Annotated in this window: 27 protein-coding genes; 9 read left to right on the forward strand and 18 right to left on the reverse strand. The window is 72.9% G+C overall.

Features of this window, described 5'->3' with window-relative positions:
• Positions 1–18: 18 nt before the first annotated feature.
• A complete protein-coding gene (gene groL, locus ACRB68_RS28195) occupies positions 19–1,647 on the reverse strand; it encodes a chaperonin GroEL (RefSeq protein ID WP_153537399.1) in 1,629 nt (542 codons plus the stop codon).
• An 86-nt stretch (positions 1,648–1,733) separates the two neighbouring features.
• On the reverse strand, positions 1,734–2,042 hold the full coding sequence (gene groES, locus ACRB68_RS28200) for a co-chaperone GroES (RefSeq protein ID WP_153537401.1): 309 nt from the start codon (positions 2,040–2,042) through the stop codon (positions 1,734–1,736).
• A 238-nt stretch (positions 2,043–2,280) separates the two neighbouring features.
• Between groES and ACRB68_RS28205 the strand changes: the two genes are divergently transcribed.
• The 3 genes from ACRB68_RS28205 to ACRB68_RS28215 all read left to right on the forward strand — a co-directional run bounded on the left by ACRB68_RS28205 (position 2,281) and on the right by ACRB68_RS28215 (position 6,832).
• Entirely contained in the window at positions 2,281–3,483 is a 1,203-nt protein-coding gene (locus tag ACRB68_RS28205) for a class I SAM-dependent methyltransferase (protein WP_153537403.1), read from the forward strand.
• Positions 3,484–4,067: 584 nt separating this feature from the next.
• Complete coding sequence (locus ACRB68_RS28210) at positions 4,068–5,696, forward strand: hypothetical protein (RefSeq protein ID WP_328594883.1); 1,629 nt, start codon at positions 4,068–4,070, stop codon at positions 5,694–5,696.
• 206 nt (positions 5,697–5,902) lie between these two features.
• Complete coding sequence (locus ACRB68_RS28215) at positions 5,903–6,832, forward strand: phosphotransferase family protein (protein ID WP_153537405.1); 930 nt, start codon at positions 5,903–5,905, stop codon at positions 6,830–6,832.
• Here ACRB68_RS28215 and tsaD read toward each other — a convergent pair whose 3' ends face one another.
• The 10 genes from tsaD to ACRB68_RS28265 form a co-directional block, all read right to left on the reverse strand.
• Positions 6,833–7,870: a tRNA (adenosine(37)-N6)-threonylcarbamoyltransferase complex transferase subunit TsaD gene (gene tsaD, locus ACRB68_RS28220; protein ID WP_153537407.1), complete on the reverse strand. Its 1,038-nt coding sequence runs from the start codon at positions 7,868–7,870 to the stop codon at positions 6,833–6,835.
• Complete coding sequence (rimI, locus tag ACRB68_RS28225; protein ID WP_153537987.1) at positions 7,867–8,361, reverse strand: ribosomal protein S18-alanine N-acetyltransferase; 495 nt, start codon at positions 8,359–8,361, stop codon at positions 7,867–7,869. The genes tsaD and rimI overlap by 4 nt, the downstream gene beginning before the upstream one ends.
• Positions 8,362–8,396: 35 nt before the next feature.
• Positions 8,397–9,083 (reverse strand): tRNA (adenosine(37)-N6)-threonylcarbamoyltransferase complex dimerization subunit type 1 TsaB, encoded by a 687-nt coding sequence (gene tsaB / locus ACRB68_RS28230; protein WP_328594885.1) that lies wholly within the window; start codon positions 9,081–9,083, stop codon positions 8,397–8,399.
• Positions 9,084–9,125: 42 nt separating this feature from the next.
• Positions 9,126–10,277: a hypothetical protein gene (locus ACRB68_RS28235; protein ID WP_153537409.1), complete on the reverse strand. Its 1,152-nt coding sequence runs from the start codon at positions 10,275–10,277 to the stop codon at positions 9,126–9,128.
• 129 nt (positions 10,278–10,406) lie between these two features.
• On the reverse strand, positions 10,407–10,892 hold the full coding sequence (gene tsaE / locus ACRB68_RS28240; RefSeq protein WP_407924311.1) for a tRNA (adenosine(37)-N6)-threonylcarbamoyltransferase complex ATPase subunit type 1 TsaE: 486 nt from the start codon (positions 10,890–10,892) through the stop codon (positions 10,407–10,409).
• Positions 10,889–11,968, reverse strand: coding sequence for an alpha/beta fold hydrolase (locus ACRB68_RS28245; protein WP_153537411.1), 1,080 nt, complete (start codon positions 11,966–11,968; stop codon positions 10,889–10,891). Before ACRB68_RS28245 ends, tsaE begins: the two co-directional genes overlap by 4 nt.
• The gene (alr, locus tag ACRB68_RS28250) at positions 11,961–13,106 is read right to left on the reverse strand and encodes an alanine racemase (RefSeq protein ID WP_153537413.1); all 1,146 of its coding nucleotides are present in this window, start codon (positions 13,104–13,106) and stop codon (positions 11,961–11,963) included. Before alr ends, ACRB68_RS28245 begins: the two co-directional genes overlap by 8 nt.
• A 104-nt stretch (positions 13,107–13,210) precedes the next feature.
• Positions 13,211–14,701 carry an NAD(P)H-hydrate dehydratase gene (locus ACRB68_RS28255; protein ID WP_153537415.1) on the reverse strand — a complete coding sequence of 497 codons (1,491 nt, stop codon included), beginning with the start codon at positions 14,699–14,701 and terminating at the stop codon, positions 13,211–13,213.
• Positions 14,702–14,709: 8 nt separating this feature from the next.
• Complete coding sequence (locus ACRB68_RS28260; RefSeq protein WP_328594886.1) at positions 14,710–15,063, reverse strand: holo-ACP synthase; 354 nt, start codon at positions 15,061–15,063, stop codon at positions 14,710–14,712.
• Between the two features lie 28 nt (positions 15,064–15,091).
• A complete protein-coding gene (locus tag ACRB68_RS28265) occupies positions 15,092–15,772 on the reverse strand; it encodes a hypothetical protein (protein ID WP_194293471.1) in 681 nt (226 codons plus the stop codon).
• A 429-nt stretch (positions 15,773–16,201) separates the two neighbouring features.
• Between ACRB68_RS28265 and ACRB68_RS28270 the strand changes: the two genes are divergently transcribed.
• The 4 genes from ACRB68_RS28270 (at position 16,202) to ACRB68_RS28285 (ending at position 18,196) form a co-directional block, all read left to right on the forward strand.
• Complete coding sequence (locus ACRB68_RS28270; protein ID WP_153537417.1) at positions 16,202–17,080, forward strand: helix-turn-helix domain-containing protein; 879 nt, start codon at positions 16,202–16,204, stop codon at positions 17,078–17,080.
• Positions 17,081–17,254: 174 nt separating this feature from the next.
• Complete coding sequence (locus ACRB68_RS28275) at positions 17,255–17,464, forward strand: DUF397 domain-containing protein (RefSeq protein ID WP_153537419.1); 210 nt, start codon at positions 17,255–17,257, stop codon at positions 17,462–17,464.
• A 142-nt stretch (positions 17,465–17,606) separates the two neighbouring features.
• Positions 17,607–17,756, forward strand: a complete 150-nt coding sequence (locus ACRB68_RS28280; RefSeq protein ID WP_153537421.1) for a hypothetical protein — start codon at positions 17,607–17,609, stop codon at positions 17,754–17,756.
• 230 nt (positions 17,757–17,986) lie between these two features.
• Positions 17,987–18,196, forward strand: coding sequence for a DUF397 domain-containing protein (locus ACRB68_RS28285; RefSeq protein WP_153537423.1), 210 nt, complete (start codon positions 17,987–17,989; stop codon positions 18,194–18,196).
• 97 nt (positions 18,197–18,293) lie between these two features.
• Here ACRB68_RS28285 and glmS read toward each other — a convergent pair whose 3' ends face one another.
• The gene (gene glmS, locus ACRB68_RS28290; protein ID WP_153537425.1) at positions 18,294–20,141 is read right to left on the reverse strand and encodes a glutamine--fructose-6-phosphate transaminase (isomerizing); all 1,848 of its coding nucleotides are present in this window, start codon (positions 20,139–20,141) and stop codon (positions 18,294–18,296) included.
• Positions 20,142–20,233: 92 nt separating this feature from the next.
• Here glmS and coaA point away from each other — a divergent pair, with 92 nt between their 5' ends.
• Positions 20,234–21,187: a type I pantothenate kinase gene (gene coaA, locus ACRB68_RS28295; RefSeq protein ID WP_207709833.1), complete on the forward strand. Its 954-nt coding sequence runs from the start codon at positions 20,234–20,236 to the stop codon at positions 21,185–21,187.
• A 20-nt stretch (positions 21,188–21,207) separates the two neighbouring features.
• Here the strand turns inward: coaA and ACRB68_RS28300 are convergent, their stop codons facing one another.
• From ACRB68_RS28300 to ACRB68_RS28320, 5 genes are read right to left on the reverse strand one after another with little or no spacing between them, the layout of a single operon-like run.
• On the reverse strand, positions 21,208–21,924 hold the full coding sequence (locus ACRB68_RS28300; RefSeq protein WP_153537427.1) for an ABC transporter permease: 717 nt from the start codon (positions 21,922–21,924) through the stop codon (positions 21,208–21,210).
• Entirely contained in the window at positions 21,921–22,832 is a 912-nt protein-coding gene (locus tag ACRB68_RS28305) for an ABC transporter ATP-binding protein (protein ID WP_328594887.1), read from the reverse strand. The genes ACRB68_RS28300 and ACRB68_RS28305 overlap by 4 nt, the downstream gene beginning before the upstream one ends.
• Positions 22,829–23,710: an ABC transporter permease gene (locus tag ACRB68_RS28310; RefSeq protein WP_153537429.1), complete on the reverse strand. Its 882-nt coding sequence runs from the start codon at positions 23,708–23,710 to the stop codon at positions 22,829–22,831. The genes ACRB68_RS28305 and ACRB68_RS28310 overlap by 4 nt, the downstream gene beginning before the upstream one ends.
• Positions 23,707–24,648: an ABC transporter ATP-binding protein gene (locus ACRB68_RS28315; RefSeq protein ID WP_153537431.1), complete on the reverse strand. Its 942-nt coding sequence runs from the start codon at positions 24,646–24,648 to the stop codon at positions 23,707–23,709. Before ACRB68_RS28315 ends, ACRB68_RS28310 begins: the two co-directional genes overlap by 4 nt.
• A 34-nt stretch (positions 24,649–24,682) precedes the next feature.
• Complete coding sequence (locus ACRB68_RS28320) at positions 24,683–25,642, reverse strand: DUF389 domain-containing protein (RefSeq protein WP_328594888.1); 960 nt, start codon at positions 25,640–25,642, stop codon at positions 24,683–24,685.
• A gap of 152 nt (positions 25,643–25,794) precedes the next feature.
• Here ACRB68_RS28320 and ACRB68_RS28325 point away from each other — a divergent pair, with 152 nt between their 5' ends.
• Positions 25,795–26,475: an HNH endonuclease family protein gene (locus tag ACRB68_RS28325; protein WP_153537433.1), complete on the forward strand. Its 681-nt coding sequence runs from the start codon at positions 25,795–25,797 to the stop codon at positions 26,473–26,475.
• Positions 26,476–26,514: the final 39 nt, after the last annotated feature.

Consider the following 26,514-nt stretch of genomic DNA (forward strand, 5'->3'; position numbering starts at 1 on the left):
GGCCACCCTCGGATACGCCTAGTGGCCGTGCCCGTGACCGTGGCCGTGACCGCCGGCGGCGGCCTCGTCGGCCTCCTCCGGCTTCTCCACGACCAGGGCCTCGGTGGTGAGCAGCATGCCCGCGATGGAGGCCGCGTTCGTGACCGCCGAGCGGGTGACCTTCACCGGGTCGATGACGCCCTGGGCGACCAGGTCGCCGTACTCGCCGGTGGCGGCGTTGTAGCCGTGGCCCGGCTTCAGCTCCTGCACCTTGGAGACGACGACGTAGCCCTCCTGGCCGGCGTTCTCGGAGATCCAGCGCAGCGGCTCGACCAGCGAGCGGCGGACGGCCTCGGCGCCGGTGGCCTCGTCGCCGGTGAGGCCGAGGGCGTCGAAGCCCTCCTTGGCCACGTGCACCAGCGCGGAGCCGCCGCCGGAGACGATGCCCTCCTCGATGGCGGCGCGGGTCGCCGAGATGGCGTCCTCGAGGCGGTGCTTCTTCTCCTTCAGCTCCACCTCGGTGGCGGCGCCGACGCGCAGCACGCAGACGCCGCCGGCCAGCTTGGCCAGGCGCTCCTGCAGCTTCTCGCGGTCCCAGTCGGAGTCGGAGTTGTCGATCTCGACCTTGATCTGGCCGATCCGGCCCGCGATCTCGTCCTGGTCGCCCTCGCCGTCGACGATGGTGGTGGCGTCCTTGGTGACGGTGATGCGGCGGGCCTTGCCGAGGTCCTCGATGCCGACGCCGTCGAGCTTGAGGCCGATGGCCTCGCTGACGACCTGGGCGCCGGTGAGGACGGCCATGTCGCCGAGCATCGCCTTGCGGCGGTCGCCGAAGCCGGGCGCCTTGACCGCGACCGACAGGAAGGTGCCGCGGATCTTGTTGGCGACCAGCAGCGCCAGGGCCTCGCCCTCGACGTCCTCGGCCACGACCAGCAGCGGCTTCTTGGTCTGGGCGACCTTCTCGGCCACCGGCAGGAACTCCTGCACGTTGGAGATCTTGCCGTCCACGATGAGCACGTAGGCGTCCTCCAGGACGGCCTCCATGCGCTCGGGGTCGGTGACCATGTGCGGCGACAGGTAGCCCTTGTCGAACTGCAGGCCCTCGGTGAACTCCAGCTCAAGGCCCATGGTGTGGGCCTCTTCGACGGTGATGACGCCGTCCTTGCCGACCTTCTCGAACGCCTCGGCGATGAGCTCGCCGATCTGGGCGTCCTGCGCGGAGATGGTGGCGACGTGCGCGATCTCGCCCTTCTCCTCGACCTCGCGGGCCGACTTCAGGAGCTGGTCGGACACGTACTGGGCGGCGGCGTCGATGCCGCGCTTCAGGCTGAGCGGCGAGGCGCCGGCGGCGACGTTGCGCAGGCCCTCGCGGACCAGCGCCTGCGCCAGCACGGTGGCGGTGGTGGTGCCGTCACCCGCGATGTCGTTGGTCTTGGTCGCCACCTCCTTGGCGAGCTGGGCCCCCAGGTTCTCGTAGGGGTCCTCCAGCTCCACCTCGCGGGCGATGGTGACGCCGTCGTTGGTGATGGTGGGGGCGCCGAACTTCTTGTCGATGACGACGTTGCGGCCGCGCGGGCCGATCGTCACCTTGACGGCGTCGGCGAGGGCGTTGACGCCGCGCTCGAGGGCGCGGCGGGCGTCCTCTTCGAATTCCAGGATCTTGGCCATGAGAAAAACTCCTCCTTCACGCGACCCGCCCCGGACCCGCCCCCATCAGATGGGCGGTGCCGGGGCGGCGCATCACGTACGGGTGATTACTTCTCGATGACCGCGAGGACGTCGCGGGCCGAGAGGACGAGGTACTCCTCGCCGTTGTACTTGACCTCGGTGCCGCCGTACTTGCTGTACAGCACCACGTCGCCGACGGCGACGTCGAGCGGCACGCGGTCGCCCTTGTCGTCGACGCGGCCCGGCCCGACGGCCAGGACGGTGCCCTCCTGGGGCTTCTCCTTGGCGGTGTCGGGAATCACCAGACCCGACGCGGTGGTGGTCTCGGCCTCAAGCGGCTGGACGACGATGCGGTCCTCGAGCGGCTTGAGCACAACCTTGGTGGCGGTCGTCATGATCTGACCTCCCCTTCGATTGGTCCTCGGACGGCCTGGTCGGCCGTCCGGCACATGTGACAGAGAAGGCGACCTGGGACCGGCCTGTCGTCGCGGGTGCCAGACCGAACCTGTGTCGCGCTGATTGGCACTCTACCGTGGAGAGTGCCAGTCATGGACATTATGCCGCGCCCGCTAGCCCGTCAACACGGGAACGGTCAACCCGCGGCATGGTCCGGCGGTCGCTAACGTCCAGCGTATGGACATCGAGGGGTTCCGCGCGCTGCTGACACCCGAGGGCGCGCGAGTGCTCGCCGAGGCGGCCGGCGCGGACGTGACCGAAGGCGGCCTGCTGGCCACCGCGTCGCGGCTGCGGGAGCGGTATCCGGCCGGCCTGGTCGCCGCCGCGCTGACGCAGGTGCGGCTGCGCGAGCGGGCCCGCGCCAAGTTCGGCGACGACGCGGCGCGGATGTTCTTCACCCCGGCGGGGCTGGAGCAGTCGACCCGGTCGGCCGTGGCCGACCACCGGGCGCGCCGGTTCGCCGCGCACGTGACGGGTCCGGTACTGGAACTGGGCTGCGGCATCGGCGGCGACCTGCTCGCCCGTGCGCGCGCGGGCCTGCGCGGCGAGGGCGTCGAGCTGGACCCGCTGACGGCCGAGGTCGCGCGGGCGAACCTCGCGGTCTTCGGGCTGGAGGACCTGGCGTCGGTCCGGGTCGGCGACGCGACCGAGCAGGATCCGGCCGGCTTCGGCGCGGTCTTCGCCGACCCGGGCCGGCGCACCGCCCGCGGCCGGGTGTTCGACCCGCGTTCCTACGAGCCGCCGCTGGACGTCGTCCTCGACCTGGCCGGGAAGGTGCCGGCGGCGTGCGCGAAGGTCGCGCCGGGCATCCCGCACGAGGCCGTCCCGGACGGCGCCGAGGCCGAGTGGGTCTCGGTCGGCGGCGAGGTGAAGGAGGCGGCGCTGTGGCTCGGCGGCCTGGCCGGCGACGTCCGCCGCCGCGCCACCCTGATCACCGCCGGCGGGACCGCCACCCTCACCCCCGACCCGGCCCTCGGCGATCCGGACGTGCGCGGCTGGGGACGCTACCTGTACGAACCGGACGGCGCCGTCATCCGCGCCCATCTGGTCGCCGAGGTCGCGGCGGCGGTGGGCGGCGGCCTGGCCGACCCGCGCATCGCCTACGTCACCTCCGACGAGCTGCGCCCGACGCCGTTCGCCGCCGCCTACGAGGTCGAGGACGTGCTGCCGTTCTCGCTGAAGCGGCTGAAGGCCGAGCTGCGGCGCCGCGAGGTGGGCGTGCTGACGATCAAGAAGCGGGGGTCGGCGCTGGAGGTCGACAAGCTGCGCCGCGACCTCGGCTTCGCGCGCCGGGCGCCGCGCGGCGCCACCGCGATGACGGTGGTGCTGACCCGGGTCGGGGAGGCTCCGGTGGCCCTGCTCGCCCGCCCGGCCCGCTGATCGAGCCCAAAGATCTTCGCGACCGCGCCGAACGCCAAGCCCGGCCCTGGAACCCACCATGGACGCGCAAATCAAGCCGCTTTCCGGCATTGCGTTGACCAGTATTTACAGCGGTCCGGCAAGGCCGTATAGGCGACGCCAATCCGCGCCTCAGCAGGAAAGCACGGCGCCGACCGGCACATAGGGTCCGCCGCCGGAGGGTGAGCGCCCAGAATGCGACCGTGAAATGGTTCGAACGCGCCCCGGCGGGCAATATTCGATCATGGCCACCGGCATGACCGCGACCATCCCGCCGCGCGCCAACTGGTGATCTGCCGCCATATATCGGCACCTGGCGCCGCCGTCCCGCCCGGACGTGCGGCCGCCATCACCGCATATGCTCGATTCCCCCGCCAACCCGGGGAAACCGGTACCCCGGCGGATCATCGCCACGTCCCGCCCCTCCGGGATATCAAGCGCATTCCACCGAACTCGTAATGTTCCCTGCTCCGTCTTATAGCGGTGCTCTGCACGCACTACAGTGAGCCCTTCACGATTCATTGCCGCGCGCCATTTCATCGCGTCGGCACACGAAGGAGCATCGGGTGGAAACGAATCACAACTTCCTGCAGACGGGGGGTCAACCGGTCTCGGACCGGATGCGGGAGTTGCTCGCCCGTGCGGCGCAGGACCACGTCTATGAACAGCGCACACAGGGTCAGGTGCTGGACGAGATCCGCCAGCGGCTCGAAGGCATGGAGTGGCTTCTACGCGAGGTGCGGGAGCGCGAGCTCACCGGCCTCACCGGCCAGCTGGACGGCGTCCGGGGCGTGGTCGACGAGCTGACCGGCAAGCCCCCGGAATGGGCCCAGGGCATCGCCGAGCATCTCGACGCGGTGAGCGAGCGGGTCAAACCGGTCGCCGAGCTGCCGGCGCTGTGGGCCGACGTCGGCGTCGTCTCCGAGCACGTCGACGAGGGCCTGAACCGCATCCAGCTCGTCCTGGACTCCGCGCAGCACATCACCGACGCCACCCACCAGGCGTCGCAGCGCATGGCGGAGATGACCAAGCGCCTGGACAAGCTGCAGGGCAGCATGGAGGCGGCGTCGGTCCGGTTCAACCGGCTGGACAAGTCGCTGGCCGACCTCGGGCACCACTCCGAGCGGCTGGAGCACTCGATCACCGGGATCAGCACCCGGGTCGACCAGTCGCTGAGCGAGATGGCCGAGCGGGTGGAGCAGGGGCTGGAGGCGGTCAACGGCCGGGTCGAAGGGGTCGGCGGCCGGCTGGACGGGCTGGACGGAAGGCTGGACGGGCTCGATGGCCGCCTCGAGGGGCTGTCGGGCAAGCTGACGGGGCTGGACGGCCGGTTCGTCCGCATCGACGAGCGGATCGGGCAGCTGCCCGCCACCTTGGAGATCACCGAGCTGCACCGCAAGCTGACCGAGCTGGCCGAGCGCCCGCAACTCGACCACAGCGAGCGCTTCGACGCGCTGGAACGGCGGGTCGGCCAGGCGGTCGAGCCGCTGGTGGAGGAGCTGCGCGCGCGGCCGGACCGGGACGAGGTCAAGGCGACCATGTCGCAGATCGCCGAGACCGCCTACAGCGACGTCGCCAAGCGGATGGACGAGTTCTCCCGCCGCTTCGAGGACGTGCACGACGACGTCCGCAAGCGCATCGAGGGCATCCACGAGGAGGTCACCAAGAAGGTCGACGACGCCCTGGAGGAGTTCACCAACCAGGTCGACATCGTGTCCCGCCGGGTCGAGTCGGTGCACGTGGACGTCACCAAGCAGGTGGAGTCGGTGCACAACGAGGTGTCCCGGCAGGTCACCGGCGTGCACAGCGACGTCAGCAAGCGCATCGACGTCATCCACGACGACGTCACCCGCCAGGTGGCGGGCCTGCACGAGAACGTCACCAAGCAGGTCGGCAGCATCCAGCAGGACGTCTCGCGCCAGGTCGACGGCGTCCAGGAGGAGTTCGGCAAGCGCGTGGACGGTGTCCAGGACGAGGTGACCCGCCGCGCCGAGGCGGTGCAGGCGGCGCTGAGCGGCCGGTTCGAGGACGTGCAGGACGAGGTCGGCCGCAAGGTCGACATGGTGCACGACGACGTCACCAAGCAGGTCACCGCGGTGCACGAGGACGTGCTGAAGCGGCTGTCCACGCTGGAGGAGACGATGCTCGCCCTGGCCGAGGCGCTGCTGCGCCCGCGCCGCGACGGAAAGGAATGACCGGCGCCGCGTGAGCGGTGCCCGGGCCCGCAGGGCGCGGGGCGCCCCGACGAGCAACCCCCTCGGGACGCCCCGCCCTCTGCTCTGTTTTGTCCCGTGAACGCCCGGCACGCCCGAAGCGGCCGCCCAACGGTCGGCGATGACGTGCACTTTGTTACGTTCCGTCTTCGCAAAATCACTCCCAATACCCATGGGGATCCGTTTTGATGGATCTCGTGACCGAGTCAGCCTTCCGCCTCCCGCCGAGCCCCGCCACCCTGCGCTGGGTCGAGGAATGCTTCGGCCGGGGCGCCGAGGTGCGGCTCGTCCGGCCGCTGGCCGGCGGCACCGGGCACGCCAACCACGCGCTGCTGGTGGAGAGCCGCACCGGCAGCCCGCACCGGCTGGTGCTGCGCCGCTGGCTCCCCCACGACGGCGGCCTCGCCGCCGCCGAGTTCTCCCCCGAGCGCGAGATCGCCGCGCTGGCCCTGCTGGCCGGCGCCCAGCTGCCCACCCCGGCGCTGGTCGCCGCCGACCCGGCGGGCGCCTACTGCGACGCGCCCACGCTGCTGATCACCCAGCTGGACGGGCACCCGCCCCGCCCCTCCCCCGGCGACCTGCCCGAGTACCTCATCCAGCTCGCCGCCGCGCTGCTGTCGGTGCACGCGCTGCGCGGCGCGTCCTCGATGCCGCCCTACGTCCCCGCCAACCGCCTGGACGAGCGGCGCCCGCCCCGGCACGCGCTGCGCCCGCAGTTGTGGGACCGGGCGTTCGCGACCGGCGCCGGCCCCGCCCCCGAGGCGCCGTCGCGGTTCATCCACCGCGACTACCAGCTCGACAACACCCTGTGGTCCTACGGGCGGCTGAAGGGCGTGGTCGACTGGTCCGACGCCTCCTACGGGCCGGTCGCCGTCGACATCGCCGCGATGCGGCTCAGCCTGGCGCTGCTGTACGGCACCTCGGCCGCCACCCGCTTCCTCGCCGCGTTCGACCAGGTCTCCGGCGGCTACGCCCACGACCCCTACTGGGACGTGCGGGCGCTGCTGGACCTGCTGCCCGAGCGCGACGGCGCCGTCATCGACGAGGTCCACGTCCCCCTCTACGAGGACTACCTCGCCGCCCTGCTGGCCGAACTGGGCGCCCCCGCCACCGGGTGACTACAGGGTGATCTGCTGCACCGGCAGGCTGGAGTCGGCCGGCAGCGCCAGGTCCGACGGCGGCAGCCCCGCCGCGACCAGCTCCGAGCCGAGCGCCGCGACCATCGCGCCGTTGTCGGTGCACAGCTTCGGCCGCGGCACCCGCAGCCGGACGCCCGCCGCGTCGCAGCGCTCCTGCGCCAGCGCGCGCAGCCGCGAGTTCGCGGCCACCCCGCCGCCGATCAGCAGGTCGTCCACCCCGTTGTCCTTGCAGACCTTCAGCGCCTTGGCGGTGAGCACGTCCACCACGGCCTCCTGGAAGGACGCCGCGACGTCGGCGACCGGCACCGGCTCGCCCGCGCGCTGCCTGGCCTCCACCCAGCGCGCCACCGCCGTCTTCAGGCCCGAGAACGAGAAGTCGTAGGTGCCGTCGGCGTACTTGCCGCGCGGGAACGCGATCGCCGCCGGGTCGCCCTCGCGGGCGGCGCGGTCGATGTGCGGGCCGCCGGGGAAGCCGAGGTCCAGCACCCGGGCGACCTTGTCGAACGCCTCGCCCGCCGCGTCGTCCACGGTGGAGCCGAGCGAGCGCACGTCGCTCGCCACGTCCGGGACGAGCAGCAGCGAGGAGTGGCCGCCCGACACCAGCATCGCCACGCACGGCTTCGGCAGCGGCCCGTGCTCCAGCTGGTCCACGCACACGTGCGCGGCCAGGTGGTTGACCCCGTACAGCGGCTTGCCGAGCGACAGCGCGTACGCCTTGGCGGCGGCGACGCCGACCATCAGCGCGCCGGGCAGCCCGGGGCCCGCGGTGACGGCGAACGCGTCCACGTCGGCGAGCGCGATCCGCGCCTCGGCCAGCGCCCGCTCCACCGTCGCGGTCATCGCCTCCAGGTGCGCGCGCGAGGCGACCTCGGGCACCACCCCGCCGAACCGGGCGTGCTGCTCGACGCTGGAGGCGATCGAGTCGGCCAGCAGCGTGTGCCCGCGCACGATGCCGACGCCGGTCTCGTCGCAGGAGGTCTCGATGCCGAGGACCAGCGGCTCCGAATCGATGATCATTGTTCCCCCCGGCCGAATCCCACGGCCCGCCGGCCGCGCGGCCGGCGCATCACGATGGCGTCCGTCCCCGACGGCTGGTAGTAGCGCTTGCGCAGGCCGACCCGCGCGAACCCGAACCGCTCGTACAGCCGGCGGGCCGGGTCGTTGTCGGCGCGGACCTCCAGGAACACCTCGCCGCAGTCGCGGCGCTCGGCCTCGGCCAGCAGCTCGGCCAGCAGCGCCGCGCCGAGCCCGGCGCCGCGCAGGTCCGCGCGGACCCCGATGGTCTGCACGTCGGCCTGCCCGCCGGCCGCGGCGAGCCCGGCATAGCCGACGACCTCCCCGTCCCGCTCGGCGACGACGTAGTGCCGGGTGCGCGGCTGGTCGGCCAGCTCGCCGCGCAGCATCTCCACCGTCCAGGCGGCGTCGGGGAACAGCTCCTGGTCCAGGGCGTGCACGGCCGGCAGGTCGTCCCAGGTCATCGGGCGCAGCTTGGGCTCGGCGGCGCTCATGGCCTCGCCTGCGCCCGGCCCCTCCTCGGGCTCGCTCACGCCGGCATGACCTTCTTGCGCGGGCCGGGCTCCTTGGCGTCGGGCCGGCGCAGGTACAGCGGCTCGGGCGGCAGCAGGTCGGGGCCCTTGCGGCCGGCCAGCCGGGCGATGGCCACCTCGGCCAGCGCGGCCGCGGACGGCAGCAGCGGCTCGGGGCCGAGCCCGGAGGTGCCGAGGACATCGGGGTACAGGGCCGCGCCCTCGCCGATGACCGGCAGCCCGCCCTCGGCCCCGGCCAGCACGTCGGCGGCGGGCCCGACGGCCGGGGCCGTCGTGCGCTCGGCCGCCGAGGCGTAGCGGGCCCAGTAGACCTCCTTGCGGCGCGCGTCGGTGGCGACCGCGAACGGCGCCTGCCGGGCCGACGCCCAGGCGATGACGTCCAGCGTGCACACGCCGTGCACCGGGATCTTCAGCGCCTCGCCCATGGCGCGCGCGGTGACCAGCCCGACGCGCAGACCGGTGTAGGGGCCGGGGCCGGCGCCGACGGCGATCGCGCTGAGGTCGGCCGGGACCGCGCCCGCCTCGGCCAGCACGGCCGCGACGGCCGGCACCAGCAGCTCGGTGTGCTTGCGCGTGCCGGCCTCCTCGGCCACGGCGCGGCTGCGCACGCCCTCTCCGGGCGTCCACTCGTACAGCGCGACGGAGACCGCCGCGGTCGCGGTGTCGAAAGCCAAGACCAGCACGTCAGGGAAGCCTAGTCCAGCCGGGCGGGTGCGGGCGCCCGATCACTGCTTGTTCAGCGCGTCCACCATGCTGCGGGCCGCCTCGACGGCCCCCTTGGTCGCCTCGTCCGAGCTCAGCGGGTCGCCGTCGTTGCCGCCGGAGTAGTGCACGGTGACCAGGACGTTGACGACGCGGACGTTGGCGATCGCCTCGCCCGCGCCGGCGCCCTTGTCGACGCTGTAGATGACGTAGCCCTCGTCGCCCAGGTCGTCCGGCCGGGACTTGCTGGTGAGCTCCTGCCCCGACAGCAGCGCCTTGCCGGACTCGTCGGCGCCGCGCTCGCTCTCGAAGGAGCGGTGGGCCACGTCGGTCGGGGTGCGGCCGGCGGTGCCGGCGAGCGCGCGGACCTCGACGGTGAGCTGCCGCTTGCGGTCGCCGGTGTAGGCGCCCCACACGCACTGGTTCTGCCGGTCGTTGCTCTGGTAGTTGTCGGCGGGGGTGCGGTCGGCGTTCGGCGCCAGCCGGCCGGCGACGGCCGCGGGCAGCGTGTCGCAGGCGTCGGGGACGCTGGTGCGCTCGGACTGGGCGGTCGGGCCGGTCCCGGCGGCGCCGGCGGCGCCGCTGCTGCCGACGATCTGCCCGGTGTCGTGGCGGCCCACGCCGGTGCCGCTGAAGATGGCGAACGCGGCCAGCACGCACACGCCGATGCCGGCCGCGAGGCCGCCGATCAGCAGGCCGAGGCCGCGGCCCCTGCGGCGCTCGCGCATGACGCGGTGGCTGCCGCTGCCGGTGCGGCCGCCGGTGGAGCGGCGCGAGCCGGCCCGGCGCTGCGGGCCCGTCCCGTGCTCGCCGGACCTGTATTCGCCGGAACCGTGTTCGCGGGAGCGGTATCCGCCCGTCGCGGCGCCGGTGCCGTACTGCCCCGACTCGGGCCGGACGGTCCGGTACCGGTCCGTCTCGTACTGGCCGGAACCGTACTGACCCGAGCCGTACTCGCCCGACCCGTACTCGCCCGACCCGTACTGACCGGACCCGTACTGACCCGAGCCGTATCCGCCGGGGCCGTGCTCACCGGGCCCGTACCCGCCGCTGCCCTGCTCCTCTGGCCGATACGCACCGCTGCCCGTGGGGTGGCCGTCGCCTGAAGGCTGGCCGCCGCTCGGACCGCGGTAGCTGTCCGTGCGGTGACTTCCGCTGCGATGGCTACCACTCACCGGATCCACTCCCGTTTCGAGAGAACGTGTTGACACCGCGAAGGTGAGGTTCGCTCCGGCAAAGATACGACATCCGGCCGTAATGTGGTCTCTCGCACTTATAGGAAAAAGGCGAGAATTTTTCGCGTTTCAGGAAAGATCAGCGGACAGCCCTGACCACCGGGAACCCACGCCGGTAAGGGCTACCGTGCGCTCCTCGCCCGCGTCCTGCGCCCCGCGCGAAATGGTCAGCTCGAGTCGATCTTCGGCCAGGCCCTCGGCCAGGCCCTCGCCCCATTCCACGATCGTTACCGAATCGGTGAGCGAGGCGTCAAGATCAAGGTCGTCCAGCTCCGCGAAACCCCCCAGCCGGTAGGCGTCCACGTGCACCAGGCCGGGCCCGCCCGCCAGCGAGGGGTGCACCCGCGCGATGACGAACGTCGGCGAGGTGACCGGGCCGCGCACCTTCAGCCCCTCGCCGATTCCCTGGGTCAGGGTCGTCTTGCCCGCGCCGAGGTCCCCGGTGAGCACCAGCAGGTCCCCCGCCCGCAGCAGCCCGGCCAGCCGGACGCCGAGCGCCCGCATGTCCTCGGCCGTCGGCACCGTCAACGTGATCACGCCGGTCCCCCCGGTCACGCGCTCTTCTCCTTCGGTTCGGCCCGGACGCGCTCCACCAGCCGGCGCACCGCGCCGGTGACCACGCCCGGGTACTCCAGCGGCAGGACGTGCCCCGCCATCTCGATCTCGGTCAGCTCGGCGTCCGGCAGCGCCTGCGCGATCCGCCGCCCGTGCACCGCCGGGGTCAGCCGGTCCTGCCCGCCGGTCAGCACCGCCACCGGCACCTTGGCCAGGACCGGCAGCGCGTCCGCCTTGTCGTGCGCCATCAGCGCCGGGTAGAACTCGGCGATCACGTCGATCGGGCAGGCCCGGATCATCTGCTCCAGGAAGTCCACCACGGTGGGGCTGACGTGCTTGTCGGCGAAGGCCATCCGGCGGGTGACCACGAACGCCAGGTCGGCGCCGAGGCCGCGGGCCCGGTCCACCAGCGCGGCGCGGCGGCCGAGGCCGCGCAGCGCGCCCGGCGCGAGCGGCCGCAGCACCTTGGCCAGCACCAGCGGCAGCCCGAGCGTCATCTCGCGCAGGTCGCCGGCCGAGGTGTTGACCAGCACCACGCCCGCGACCTGCCGGCCGAACAGCTCGGGGTGCCGCTCGGCCAGCGCCAGGATCGACATGCCGCCCATGGAGTGCCCGACCAGCACCACCCGCCCGCGGCGGGGGACCGTGGCGCGCAGCACCGTGTACAGGTCCGCGCCGGTCTGGTCGATGGTGGCGTTGGCCAGGTCGCTGCGCCCCGAGCGGCCGTGGCTGCGCTGGTCCCAGAACACCAGCCGCACGCCCGGCACGCCGGCCAGGTCGCGGCGCTGGTAGTGCCAGGTGTGCTGGGTGAGGGTGTAGCCGTGGCAGAACACGATGGTGAGCGGTGCGTCGTCGGGGCCCTCGGTCTCCACGTGCAGCGGCAGCCCGTCGTCGGCGGTGATCGCCAGCGGACGGCCGCGCAGCCGGCCGAACGGCTCGCCGCGGTCGGGGTCGGGGCGCAGCCGCACCCGGCCGACCAGCAGGTGCCGCGCGCCGACCGCCGCGCCCACCCCGGCCGCGCCGACGCCCGCGACGGCGCCGGCGATGCCGATCCTGCGCCTGTGCCCGCTATTCATGGCCCTCCCTCTCCGCGAGCCGCCCCGTATAGACCCGGGGCACCCGTGCACCGATCCGGGTGACGATCTCATACGAGATCGTGCCGAGCGCGTCCGCCCACTCCTGCGCGGTCGGCTCGCCCCGGTCGCCCGGCCCGAACAGCACCACCTCGTCGCCGGGCGCCAGGGCGCCGTCGCCGAGGTCGATGACGAACTGGTCCATGCACACCCGCCCGGCGATGCGGTGCCGGCGGCCGCCCGCGAGCACCTCCAGCAGGTTGGAGCCGTGCCGCGGGACGCCGTCACCGTACCCGGCGGGCACGACGGCCAGGGTCGTCTCCCGCTCGGTGGTGTAGGTGTGGCCGTAGGAGACGCCGCTGCCCGCCGGGACCCGCTTGACCAGCGCGGTATCGGCGACCAGCGTCATCGCGGGCCGCAGCCCGAAGGTGCCGAGCTGCGGCGCGGGCGTCAGGCCGTAGGTGGCGATGCCGGGCCGGACCAGGTCGAAGCGCGCCTCGGGCCGCAGCAGCGCGCCGGCCGAGTTGGCCAGGTGCCGCACCTCGGGCCGCAGCCCCGCCTTCTCGGCGTGCTCGCTCATCTCCACGAAGGCGCGCAGCTGCCGCTCGTTGGCGGGGTGGTCGGGCTCGTCGGCGCAGGCGAAGTGCGACATGATCCCGGCGACGCGGACCGTCCCGGCGGCCTCGGCGGCGAGCGCGGCGCCGACCAGCGCGGGCCAGTCGGCGGCGGCGGCGCCGCCGCGGCTCATCCCGGTGTCGGCCTTCAGGTGCACGCGGGCGGGCCGGCCGGCCCGCTCCGCCGCCGCGGCGACCTCGGCGAGCAGCGGCAGCGAGCCCACCGACAGGTCGACGTCGCGCGCGACGATCTCGTCGTAGGGCTCGCCGGGCACGCTCAGGCAGACCAGCACCGGCACGCCGGTGACGCCGGCGTCGCGCAGCCGCAGCGCCTCGGCGGTCCGGGCGACGCCGATCCAGGTCGCGCCGCCCGCGAGCGCCGCCCGCGCCGCCGGGACCAGGCCGTGCCCGTACGCCTCGGCCTTCACCATCGCCATGACGGCCGCGCCGCCGGCGCGCTCGCGCAGCAGCGCGATGTTGTCGCTGATGGCGTCGAGGTCGACGCGTGCCTCCGCAGGACTCCTCATGGTCACCCAGTGTGCCCGCCGTTGGGCGGTGACCGGGGCGTTCTCCGCCCGGCCGGTCCGCCCGCCATACCTTTTGGACGCATTCGCCGGGCGCCGGGTTCGCCCTACCCGAGGGCGCGGAAGGCGTCCGGCAGCGCGGTGATGACGTCGGCGGCGCTGATCGGCGCCTCGCCGCGCCACTCGCCCTCCTCCTTGCCGCCGGCGGCGAGCCGCGCGGCCAGGCCGTGCAGGTAGGCGCCCGCCGCGGCGGCGTCGAGCGCGGCCATCCCGTTGGCCAGCAGCGCCCCGATGAGGCCGGACAGCACGTCGCCGGTGCCGGCGGTGGCCAGGCGCGGGGTGCCGGTCGGGTTCACCCGGACCGGCCGGTCCAGCTCGGCGACCAGCGTGGTCGAGCCCTTCAGCAGCACCGTCGCGCCGAGCTCGGCGGCGGCGCGCCGGACGTGCTCCAGCCGGCGCGCCTCGATGTCGGCGCGGTCGGCGCCGAGCAGCCGCGCCAGCTCCCCGGCGTGCGGGGTGAGCACGGTCGGCGCCTCGCGGCGCAGCAGGTCGCGGCGGCGGGCGAGGACGGTGAGCCCGTCGGCGTCCACCAGCACCGGCAGGTCGGTGCCGAGCGCCGCGGTGAGCAGCCCCTCGGCCTCGGGGCCGGTGCCGAGGCCCGGGCCGACGACCCACGCCTGCACCCGGCCGACCTTCTCCAGCGCCTTCGGGCCGGGCTCGATCACCGTGGTGACGGCCTCGGGCCAGCGGTGCCGGACCAGCTCCACCGGGTGCGGCACCGAGGCGAACCGCACCATGCCCGCGCCGCCGTGCACCGCGCCGCCGGTGCTGAGCACGGCCGCGCCGGTGAACTCGTCGCTGCCGGCCAGGATCCCGACGACGCCGCGCCGGTACTTGTCGGACTCGGGGCCCGGCTCGGGCGGCAGCACGTCCACCGGCCACGCCGCGACCACGTCGGGGTCGGGCAGGTCGGCGCCGAGGCCGATGTCGACGAGCTCGACCACGCCGCAGTGCGCGGCGCCGGGGTCGATGAGCAGGCCGGGCTTGTAGGTGCCGAAGGTGACGGTGACGTCGGCGTGCACGGCGGCGCCCTCGACCCGGCCGCTGCCGGCGTCCACCCCCGACGGCACGTCGCAGGCGACGACGGTGCCGGGCGCGCGCGAGGCGAGCCCGGCCAGCGTCGCGTACGGCTCGCGCAGCGCGCCGGTGCCGCCGATGCCGGTCAGCCCGTCGATGATCAGGTCGGCGGCGTCGATCGCCGCCGCCGCGCCGCCCGCGTCCGCGGCGTCGGCGCGGACCCGGCCGCCCGCCGCGCGCAGCGCCGCCAGCCCCGCCTCGTGGATCTTCCCGCCGGCCCGCACCACGCTCACCCGCGCCCCGCGCCGCGCCAGCCGCGCGCCGGCGAACAGCGCGTCGCCGCCGTTGGAGCCGCCGCCGACGAGCAGCACCACCTCGGCGCCGTAGACGCGCGGCAGCAGCGACGCGCAGACGGCGGCCAGCCCGGCCGCGGCGCGCCGCATCAGCGCGCCCTCGGGCAGGCGCGCCATCAGCGCCTGCTCGGCCGCCCGTACCTTGCCGACCTCGTGCGCGTACCGCATCGGGCCCCCTAAAGGCTCTCGGCGATCACGACCGCCGTCGCGATGCCGCCGTCATGGCTGAGCGAGACATGCCAGTGCGTGACCCCGCGCGCGGCCGCGGCCGCCGCGACCGTCCCGCTGACGTGCAGGCTCGGCCGCCCGTCGTCGCCGCGCCGGACCTCGGCGTCGGTCCACAGCAGGCCGCGCGGCGCGCCGAGAGCCTTGGCGAGCGCCTCCTTGGCCGCGAACCGGGCGGCCAGGGAGCGCCCCGGAAGGCCGCTCTCACCCGCGGTGAACAGCCGCGCCCGCAGCCCCGGAGTGCGCTCCAGCGCCCGTTCGAACCGGGCGATGTCCGCCACATCGATGCCCACACCCACGATCACATACCCAGGGTGCCACGCCCGTCACCCCTCAGGCCGCCGGATGCCCCGCGCCCACCCGCCGCAGCGGCGTGACGGTGGCGGCGGGCCGCGGCTCGTCCACCTCCACGGCCTCGCCCGGCACGTGCACCCAGCCGAGGCGCCGCCGCCCCGCCACCTGGACCCGCACGGCCTGCCGGTAGGCGCCGCACGGGATGCCCTCGTACCCGTGCTTGACGACGCCCTGGTAGATCTCCTCGCTCACCACCAGCGCGAGCGGGCCCGCGGCGTCGCGCAGGCACTTCTTCAGCTGGGGCGCGTCCAGCAGCCGGCACGCGGTGTCGACGGCCTCGCCGAAGCAGCCGTAGGCGTCCCGGTGCACCTCGCCGGCGTGCACGACGGCGCGCAGCCGCAGCCCCCGGCTCGGCCACTGCTCGGGCGGCAGGGCCAGGTCGTACTCCAGCAGCAGCCGGCCGAGCTCGGGGACGAGCCGGCTGAGCAGCCGCGACTTCGGCACGTCGTCGGCGGGGTGGATCAGCGCCAGGACGCCGTCGCCGCGGTCCTCCAGCGGATCGCGGCGGTCCGGCCCGACGCCGGCGTGCGCCATCGCCGCGCCGAGCATCTCGTAGACCAGCCGGCGCAGGTCGCCCTTGATGGGGTTGGTCCGGAGCGGGCTCGTCGACCTCTCCATGTCGACGGCGAGGATGCTCCGGTGCAGGGGAAGGTTGTCCACCGGACCCCTCCGTTCTTCCGGCGCGCGGGCCGGACCCTCCTGCCGGGTGGGGCAGGACTCGGGGAAGGAAGGCCACGGGTCGGCGTGGCCGGGAGCCGGGCGCCGCGTCGTCGGGGCGCCGGGGACTGTGCGCGCACGACCGCCCCGCACCGGCGCGGGGGCCCGGCGCGGCGGATCGCATGAGGATGCAGGGACTCTGGCCGCTATCCCGAGTGTGCGTTAGCGTAGGTTGCTCTGCAAGTTTCACCGAGATATTCGGCCTTGCCCACCCGACACTGTCTTGTCGACCGCCCGATCAGGAGCGACGCTAGGGAGCACCCTGATACCCGGCATCGTGCCTCCTCGCGGCGGGCCGCCCACCGCCCCACCGCGTGGCGCCCCTCCGGCACCCGTCACCCCCTGTCCCCCTCCCGGCAGAGGTCGGAAACCATGAGCACCTCCCGAGGACCCACCGTCCGCCAGCGCCGTCTCGGCATCGAGCTGCGCCGGCTGCGCGAGCAGAACGACCTCACCGGTGAGGAGGTCGCCGCGCGTTTCTCCTGGTCGACGGCCAAGGTCAGCCGGCTCGAGAATGCCCGCACCGGCATCCGGGTGGACGACGTCGTGGAGCTGCTGAAGCTCTACGGGGTGGTGGGCGGCCGGCTGGAGGAGCTGGTCGCGCTCGCCCACGACGCCACCCGGCGCGGCTGGTGGGAGGAGTACTCCTCGCTCGGCGCCACCTACGCCGAGCTGATCGCCCTGGAGTCGGAGGCCAGCGCGGCGCTGCAGTGGGAGAACCTGGTCGTCCCCGGCCTGCTGCAGACCGAGGCCTACGCCCGCGGCGTCCTCGCGGGCTGGGAGGTGGTGGCCACCCTCACCGACCAGGAGATGAGGGAGAGCTTCGAGGCCCGCATGCGGCGCCAGGAGGTGCTGCGCGGACCGCAGCCGATGGAGCTGTCGGCCGTCCTGGACGAGTCGATCCTGCAGCGGCGGGTCGGCGATCCGGCGACCATGGCCGAGCAACTCGACCACCTGTGCCAGATCTCCCGCCTGCCGAACGTTTCTTTGAAAATCCTCCCGCTGGATACCCCCAGGGCGCTGCTTGCTACATCTTTCACGCTCTTGAAATTCCCACGCGCGCACGATGTGCAGTTCCCCGACATCGTCCATACCGAGAGTCTCACGCTGTCCTTCCACAAGGACGACAAGGAGACCGACAGATATAAGCGCGCCTTCGGACAACTCGACGAGGAGTCGCTCGGCGCGGCGGAGACACGCGAACTGCTGGCCGAGGCCCGCGACCACTGGCTTTCCCGCGGCGGTGTTTGAGCAGGCCGAACAAGTGACGACCGCCTTCCAGGCCCTTCGCGTTCACGCTGCTATCGTCCAGATAGCGCAGGACGGAACCGGCCACCGCATTTCCTGACCCATGTCCGGGTAATGTCGGCAGGGGCGGTCCGGACCTGCGCCTCCAGAAACCCATCACTCTTGAAGGCGGCAAGCATGCCCTCTATCCCTGCAAATAGCACCGTTTGGCGCAAGAGCTCGCAATGTGGTGGAAATGGGACATGTGTCGAGGTCGCACGCCTCGGCTCGGCCAAGATCGGCGCCCGCGACACCAAGCGGGGAGAGGACGGCCCGGTGCTGCAGTTCAGCACCAGCGACTGGAGAACATTCACCGCTCGCATCAAGAACGGTGACCTGGACTGCTGAAGTCCGACCGCTCCTCCAGCAGGGCGATCCCAGGGACATAACGAAGCGGGGGTGCCACCGGAGGTAGGTTCACATCCGGTGACGCCCCTCCGCCTCTCTAGAACGCCCGCCCCACGCGGGCTTTGAGAAGGGAAGGTAAGAAATGCCAGAACCCGACAACAACTGGTGGACCAGCATGGTGCGAGCAGGGGAGCGTACGGTCCGGTATGCCTTGGCAGACGGAGACCGGACCGTACGCCTGGCGCTGTTGGCGATCGTGATCGCCATCGCCATCACCCTGGTACGCAGCTAGCACGACAGGGCAGATGAGGGGTTGCCGCCCCTCATCTGCCCACATTAGGCAGTCCTGCCACATGATTGCGAATCGACAGGCAGTCCTGCCGCATGTTTACCAGCCGACACGAGAGACGTGACCGCTTGGATCCGGCGCGGATCCGATCCAGGTGAAGTTACCGGCAGTGGGTACAACCTAGGCGGCACCGGCGCCGTCCATCCCCTATCACCGCGCCAGTAGGAGGTGGGATGCGAGTCGGCAATGCATCCGCACGCCCCTGGATCAAGAGCAGTCGCTGCGCATCGAACACCGCGTGCGTCGAGGTCTCCCGCCTCGCCGCCGAACGGGTCGGCGTCCGCGCCAGCGGACCCGGCGCTCCCTCAGCCGTCCTGACCTTCGGCCCCCGGGCATGGGGCCGCTTCCTGAACCGGGTGAAGGCCGGCGAGCTCGACCTCTGAGCCGCCGGCCTGCACGGATCCGTCCCGCCCGCGCCGCCGTCGCGGTGGCCGGGCGAGGCGGATCCCCTCGGGCACCCCGGGAAACGGGGCGCGGCGGCTACTCGACCGTGACGGACTTGGCCAGGTTGCGGGGCTGGTCCACGTCGTGGCCCTTGGCGGTGGCCAGCTCGCAGGCGAACACCTGCAGCGGCACCGTGGTGACCAGCGGCTGCAGCAGCGTCGGCACCGCCGGGACCGTGATCAGGGTGTCGGCGTACGGCTCGACCGAGGTGTCGCCCTCCTCGGCGATCACGATGGTGCGGGCGCCGCGGGCGCGGATCTCCTGGATGTTGGAGACGATCTTGTCGTGCAGCACGTCGCGGGCGAGCGGCGGCACGATGACCACGACCGGCAGCCCGGGCTCGATCAGCGCGATCGGGCCGTGCTTCAGCTCGCCGGCGGCGAAGCCCTCGGCGTGCATGTAGGCCAACTCCTTGAGCTTCAGCGCGCCCTCCAGCGCCACCGGGAAGCCCACGTGGCGGCCGAGGAACAGCACGCAGCGCTCGCCGGCCAGGGAGCGGGCCAGCTCGCGCACCGGCTCCATGGTCTCCAGCACCTTGTCCACCTTCTCCGGCATCTGCGCCAGGAGCTGGATCATGGCGAAGACCTCGTCGCCCCACTTGGTGCCGCGCACCTGGCCGAGGTAGAGCGCGATCAGGTAGACCGCGACCAGCTGGGTCAGGAACGCCTTGGTGGAGGCGACCGCGATCTCGGGCCCGGCGTGGGTGTACAGGACGCCGTCGCACTCGCGCGGCAGCGTGGAGCCGTTGACGTTGCAGATGCCGAGCACCTTGGCCTGCTGCTCGCGGGCGTGCCGGACGGCCATCAGGGTGTCCATCGTCTCGCCCGACTGGGAGACGGCGATGACCAGCGTGCCGCGCGACAGGATGGGGTCGCGGTAGCGGAACTCGTGCGCCAGCTCGACCTCGCAGGGCAGCCCGGCCCAGTGCTCGATGGCGTACTTGGCGATCATCCCGGCGTGGTTGGCGGTGCCGCACGCCACGATGACGACCTTGTCGACCTCGCGCAGCTCCTGGTCGGAGATGCGCATCTCGTCCAGGACGAGCCGGCCGCCCGCGCCGATCCGGCCGAGCAGGGTGTCGGCGACCGCGCGCGGCTGCTCGGCGATCTCCTTCAGCATGAAGTGCTCGTAGCCGCCCTTCTCGGCGGCCGAGACGTCCCAGTCGACGTGGTACTCGCGCACCGTGGCCGGCGCGCCGCCCAAGTCGGTGACGGTGACGCCGCCCGCTCGCAGCTCCACGACCTGGTCCTGGCCGAGCTCGATCGCGTCGCGGGTGTGCTCGATGAACGCGGCCACGTCGCTGGCCAGGAAGTTCTCGCCCTCCCCGACGCCGACGACCAGCGGCGAGTTGCGGCGGGCGCCGACCACCAGGTCGGGGTCGCCGGTGTGCACCGCGACGAGGGTGAAGGCGCCCTCCAGCCGGCGGCAGACGCGGCGCATCGCGTCGGCGAGGTTCCCGCCGGACTTCAGCTCGTCCTCCAGCAGGTGCGCGACGCACTCGGTGTCGGTCTCCGACACCAGCTTGTGGCCGAGCTCCTCCAGCTCCGAGCGGAGCGCGGCGAAGTTCTCGATGATGCCGTTGTGCACGACCGCGACCGACCCGGTGCAGTCGGTGTGGGGGTGGGCGTTGCGGTCGTTCGGCGCGCCGTGCGTCGCCCACCGGGTGTGCCCCATGCCGAGCGTCCCGGCGGGGGGCGGCTCCTCGGCCAGCGCCTCCCGCAGGTTCACCAGCTTGCCCGCCCGCTTGGCGGTGACCAGCGTCGCGTCCTCGGCCAGCAAGGCCACCCCGGCCGAGTCGTAGCCGCGGTACTCCAGCCGCGCCAGGCCCTCGACCACCACGTCCAGCGCCGGCCTGGAGCCGACGTAACCCACGATTCCGCACATGGTGAGCAGCCTATTCGGTCGCCTCACCCCGACCTACCTGCGAGGGCCGCCTTGACGGGGATATACCGTGGGCCGTCGGCGAAACGGAACCCATGGCCGCTCCCGGTCATGACGAGCGGATGGACAGCGTGCCGAGCCCTTACGTGGAACTCTCCCGCGACTCCTGGCGCGCCCTGCGCGAGAACACCCCGCTGCCCCTCACGCCCGGTGAGCTCGACGCGCTGCGCGGGCTGCGCGACCCGATCGACATCACCGAGGTCGAGGAGGTCTACCTGCCGCTGTCACGGCTGCTGAACCTGTTCTTCCTCGCCGACGGCGGGCTGCGCGACACCGTCGGCGGGTTCCTCGGCGAGCCGGTGCAGCCCACGCCGTTCATCATCGGGGTGGCGGGCAGTGTCGCGGTCGGCAAGTCGACGACGTCGCGGCTGCTGCGCACGCTGCTGGCGCGCCGGCCCGAGCACCCGAGCGTGGAGCTGGTCACCACCGACAGCTTCCTGTACCCGAACGCGGTGCTGGCCGAACGCGGCCTGATGGACCGCAAGGGCTTCCCCGAGTCCTACGACCGGCGGGCGCTGGTCCGGTTCGTCTCGGAGATCAAGTCGGGGGCGGAGCAGGCCGAGATCCCGGTGTACTCGCATCTGGAGTACGACATCGTGCCGGGCGCCCGGCAGACGGTCCGGCGGCCCGACATCCTGATCGTGGAGGGGCTGAACGTGCTGCAGGCGCCGCCGCCCGGCTCCCTCGGCGTGTCGGACTTCTTCGACTTCTCCATCTATGTGGACGCCCGGGTGGAGGACATCCGGCAGTGGTACGTCGAGCGGCTGTTCGCGCTGCGCCGCACCGCGTTCGCCGACCCGCGCTCCTACTTCCACCGCTACTCCCGGCTGGACGAGGACGAGGCGGCGGCGTTCGCGCAGCGGGTGTGGCGCGACATCAACGAGATCAACCTGGTGTCCAACATCCTGCCGACCCGGGCCCGCGCGACGCTGGTGCTGCACAAGGGCCGCGACCACAGCGTCCAGCGGGTCCGGCTGCGCCGCATCTGACCCGGCCGGGAGCGGCCCGCTCAGTCGGCGCCGGCCACCGTCAGCGAGCGCAGCCGCAGCACCGCCAGCAGCGTGCCCGCGGCGGTGACGAGCACCAGCAGCACGACGGCGACCGGCAGGTCGACCGTCGAGCGCACGTACGACGCCGAGGTGAAGGTGTCGGCGACCGACAGCGCCCACTGCTGGACCGACGCCGACTTGGCGCCGGGCGCGAAGTTGCCGAGCAGCGCCTCCCACACCAGCGCGTACAGCAGCCCGATCACCACCGCGTTGCGGCTGACCACCGCCAGCGCCACGAACACCGCGCCGTAGGCGATCCCGCCCGCCAGCATGCCGATGCCGAACGCCAGGGCCAGCTGCGCGGTGGTCCCGGCGAGCAGCAGGCCCGCCACGAACGTCGGCAGCACCGCGAACACCGCGATCAGCGCGATCGCCACCGCCAGCTTGGTCAGCACGACCACGTGCCGCGGGATCGGCTTGGTCAGCACGTACATGATCTGGCCGTCGTCGATCTCCGGGCCGATCACGCCGGTGCCCGCGACGAGGGCGACCAGCGGCAGCAGCGTCGCGATCGCGAACCGCTGCAGGACCAGCGAGGAGATCTCCAGGTCGGCCACGCCGGTGACCCGCAGCGCGACCGCCAGCACCACCAGCAGCAGGGGAAGCGCGAACAGCAGCAGCGCCCGGCGCCGCCCCAGCATGGCGCGGAACGTGATCATCGCGATCGTGGGATTCATCGGGCCACCAGGTAGGAGAAGACGCTTTCCAGGGACTCGTCGGAGGGCGCGACCTCCCACAGCCGGACCTGCGCGTCGCGGGCGAGGCGCGGCAGCAGCAGGGTGAAGCGCCGGAAGTCGACCGCCTCGACCTCCAGGCCCTTCGGGGTGAGCCGGACGCTGCGCGCCGACCCGTCGGCGATGATCGCGGCGGCGAGGGCCCGGTCGTCGGCCGAGCGGACCAGGAACAGGTGCGGGCGGTCGGTCATCAGCCGGCGGATCTCGCGGAAGTCGCCCGACGCCGCGTGCCGGCCCGCCACGATCACCTCGATGTGGCTGGCCAGCCGCTCGACCTCCTCCAGGATGTGCGAGCTGAACAAGATCGTGCGGCCCTCGGCGGCCATCCGGCGGATCAGGTCCATCAGCTGGAGGCGCTGGCGCGGGTCCATGCCGTTGAAGGGCTCGTCCAGCAGCAGCACCGCCGGGTCGTGCACCAGCGCCGAGGCCATCTTGATGCGCTGCTTCATGCCCTTGGAGTACTGGCCGATCGGCCGGGACGCGGCGTAGTCCATCTCGACCAGGTCGATGGCGCGCTGCGCGGCGGCGCCCGGGTCGGGCAGCTTGTGCAGCTTGGCCATGGCGAGGATGAACTGCCGGCCGGTGAGGAAGTCGTAGGCGGCCTCGTGCTCGGGCACCAGGCCGAGCACGCGGTAGATGCCGGGGTTGCGCCAGATCGGCGCGCCGTCCAGCGTCACGGTGCCCGAGGACGGCTCCAGGAACCCGCCCATCATGTGGATGAGGGTGGACTTGCCGGCGCCGTTCGGGCCGAGCAGCCCGGTCACGCCGGGGCCGATCGTCATCGACACGCCGTTGACCGCCACCACGTTGCCGTACCAGCGCGACACCCGGTCCAGCCGCAGTTCGCTCACGAGAGGCCCGCCTTCCGGAACCGGCTGTACAGGACGGCGATCGAACCCGCCACGATCGCGGTGCACAGCGCCAGCGCGATCAGGCCGCCGGCGATGCCGGGCGGGACGCCGACCGCGGACCTCTGCGCGCCGAGCAGCCGCACCTGGACGATGTCGACCAGGTTGAACGGCGCGAACAGCCCCATCCAGCCCTGCAGGGTGAACTGGGTGCGCACCTCGGCGATGCCCTGCACGATCAGCACGAACGTGGTGGGCAGCAGGTACACCGCGATGACGGCCGCGACGCCGAACCCGCGCCGCGGCGTGAACGCGGCCACCGTCAGCCCGATTCCGGCCAGGACCAGCGCGAACACCACGCACCCGACCAGGGCGCCCAGGTAGCGCAGCAGCTGGTCGGCCGAGCCGGGCACCTTGGCGATCAGGCCGCCGACGTACAGCACGGTGACCGGCACCGCCATCAGCGCGAACAGCGAGGTGACCAGGGCGGCGAACTTGGCCAGCACGAAGTCCAGCGGGCCGACCGGGCGGGAGAAGTACAGCGGCACCACGTGGAAGCGCAGCTCGCGCGAGGCCAGCACCGGCGACTGCGCGGCCAGGAAGATCGCGATGATCACCTGCAGGGTGACCGCGTAGGAGGAGTAGCGCATCAGCGCGCCGGGCTCCTTGGTGAAGGCGACCACGCCGACGTCCACCACCGCGGGGATCAGCATGATCAGCGCGAGGATGGACGGCATCACCTTGGCGCGGGCGGGCCGGCCGAAGCCGTGGCAGGCGCGCAGGTTGTGCACGTACAGCGAGCGCAGCACGTAGCCGCGGCCGAGGCGGCGGCCGTCGTAGTGGCGGTAGCCGATGTCATGGATGGTGCTTCCCACCGTCATCGCGGCACCCCCTTCGTGATGGACGGCGGCTGCGGCGGCACCGGGTCGGTGAAGACCTCTTCGATGCGGTGCCGGCGCTGCTCCAGCCGGATCAGCCGCAGCTCCAGTTCGGCCGCGCCGTCGCGGATGCGGTCGTAGGTCTCCTCGCCGTCTATCTCGACGATGAGGAAGCGGCCCTCGGGGTGCACCTTGACGCCCTGGTCGTACAGGTGCCGCCCGAGCACGTCGCGGCCCTCCTCGACCTCCACGGTCAGCACGCCGCTCATCCCGGTGTAGGCCTCGACGGCCTGCGAGCGCAGCAGCTTGCCGCCGTCGATGATGACGACGTGGTCGCAGACCCGCTCCAGTTCGCCGAGCAGGTGCGAGGTGACCAGCACGCTGATGCCGAACTCGGTGCCGATGCGGCGGATCAGGTCGAGCATCTCGTCGCGGCCGGCCGGGTCCAGGCCGTTGGTGGGCTCGTCCAGGAACACCAGCTCGGGGTCGTGCACCAGGGCCTGGGCGAGCTTGACGCGCTGGCGCATGCCGGTGGAGTAGCCGCCGATCGGCCGGTAGCGCTCCTCGTACAGGCCGACGTGGCGCAGCGTGTCGGCGGCGCGCTCGCGCGCGGCGGCCGGCGGCAGCCCGCACATGCGCGCCATGTGCACGACGAACTCGGTGGCCGACACGTCCGGCGGCAGGCACTCGTACTCGGGCATGAACCCGACGCGTTCGCGGATGCGCAGGCCGTCGCGGGCGATGTCCAGGCCGAGCACGCCGGCCCGCCCTGACGTCGGCGGCAGCAGCCCGAGCAGGATCTTGATGAGGGTCGACTTGCCGGCGCCGTTGGCGCCGACCAGACCGACGACGCCGGGGGGCACCGACACCGTGAGGTCGTCCAGGGCGGTGACCCTGGGGAACCTCATCGTCAGCCCCTCGGCAGCGATGATCGGCGGCATGCCCCGAACCTAGCGCCTCGCGGCGCGGCGCGCGTCAGCCTTGAGGCCGAGGCCCGGCGGCCCGCCTGCCCCTCCTGCGGAGGACGAGCGTCCACACGCCGTGCTGCAGGAGGAGCGTGGCGACCCCCGCGATGATCATTCCGGCCAGGTTGACGCCGAGCTGCAGCAGCGATCCGTCGATCTCGCTGCGGTGCTTCAGCGCCAGCGCCACCGCCAGGTTGCCCGCGGCCGGGACGGTGGTCACCGAGATGAACACCCCGACCAGCGCCGAGGACTTGCCCGCCGTCATCGACAGCACCCCGGCCGCGCCCGCCAGCAGCGCCACGATGAACGACCAGCGGTCCGGGCTGTAGATGAACGCGGTGAGCGGCCGCTCGGCCGGCAGCCGGTCCAGCTCGATCACCCCGATCCACCGGCTGACCAGCGCGCACACGTAGGTGACGGCGATCGCGACGGTGAAGCCGACCAGCAGGGTGCGCAGCGCGACCACGACCCGGCGCCGGTTCCAGCAGAGCCCGAAGCAGATGGCGGCGATGGCGCCGAACTCGGGGCCGACGACCATCGCGCCGACCACCAGGATCGGCGAGTCGATCAGCGCGGCGATCCCGGCCAGCTGGGTGGCCAGCGCCAGGAACGCCACGAACGACCAGGTCAGCGCGGCACCCTCGGCGGTGAGGTGGTCCAGCTCGTCCCAGATCACCGCGTCGTCGCCGGCGCCGGGCGCGCGCTGCTCGGCCTGGTCGGCGCCCACCGACAGCGACAGGTCGATGTGCTCCATCGCCACCGACCCGTCGCGTTCGATGTGCAGCTCGCGCAGGTCGCGCAGCACCTCGTTGGCGGCCTCGCGGGCGACGTCGGCGGTGACCAGGTCGCCCTCGGGGACCCGGGCGGCGCCGGGCACCACGACGATGTTGGTGACGCCCGGATTGCCGGCCATCGCGGCGCAGGCGCGCTCCGTCCGGTCCGCGGGCACGATCGCTCTCAGGTGCAGCACGCCCTCATGATCTCGTATCCGGTGCGGTGCCACCTGTGTGGCGTCGCCGTTCGATGCCGTTTAATGCGGGTGCCGGGGGGATATTTCCGTCGGCGACGACAGAGGGCGGTGGCGGAATGACGGGTAGCGGGTCGGCACGGAGAAGGACCGCGATGGCGGTGGCCGCGCTCGGGGTGCTGGCCCCGGTCGCGCTCGGCGGCTGCAACGGCGACAAGAGCGCCTCCCCCTCGGCCGGCGGCGGGGGCGGCGGTGGCGGTGGCGGTGGTGCGGCGGGGTCCAAGCCGCCCGCGCAGAGCGTCGCCCTCGCCCGCAAGGACCTGTCGGGCCTGCGCGTCGGCGCCGAGGGGGCCGGCACCGGCTACACCCGCCGCCAGTTCGGCGTCGCCTGGAAGGACACCGACCACAACGGCTGCGGCCAGCGCGACGACGTCCTCGCCCGCGACCTGAAGGACGTGGAGAAGCGCGGCCGGTGCATCGTCGTCGCGGGCAAGCTGAACGACCCCTACAGCGGCAAGGACATCGCCTTCACCAAGGCCAAGGCCATGGAGGTGCAGATCGACCACGTCTACCCGCTGGCGCTCGCCTGGCGGATGGGCGCCTCCAAGTGGCCGGCCGACCGGCGCGAGCAGTTCGCCAACGACCGCGACAACCTGCTGGCGGTCTGGGGCGTGCCGAACCGGCAGAAGAGCGACTCGGGGCCGGGCGAGTGGAAGCCGCAGAAGGCGTTCCAGTGCGCCTACGGCGTCAAGTACGTCGAGGTCGCCAAGAAGTACGAGCTGCCCGTCACCCGCGCCGACCACGACGCCCTGCAGGACTTCCTCGGCCACTGCTGAGAACGGACGGGCCGCCTGGCCGGGCGGCCCGTCCCCGCG

Source organism: Actinomadura macrotermitis, assembly GCF_009604375.1.
Taxonomy (GTDB): Bacteria; Actinomycetota; Actinomycetes; order Streptosporangiales; family Streptosporangiaceae; genus Spirillospora; species Spirillospora macrotermitis.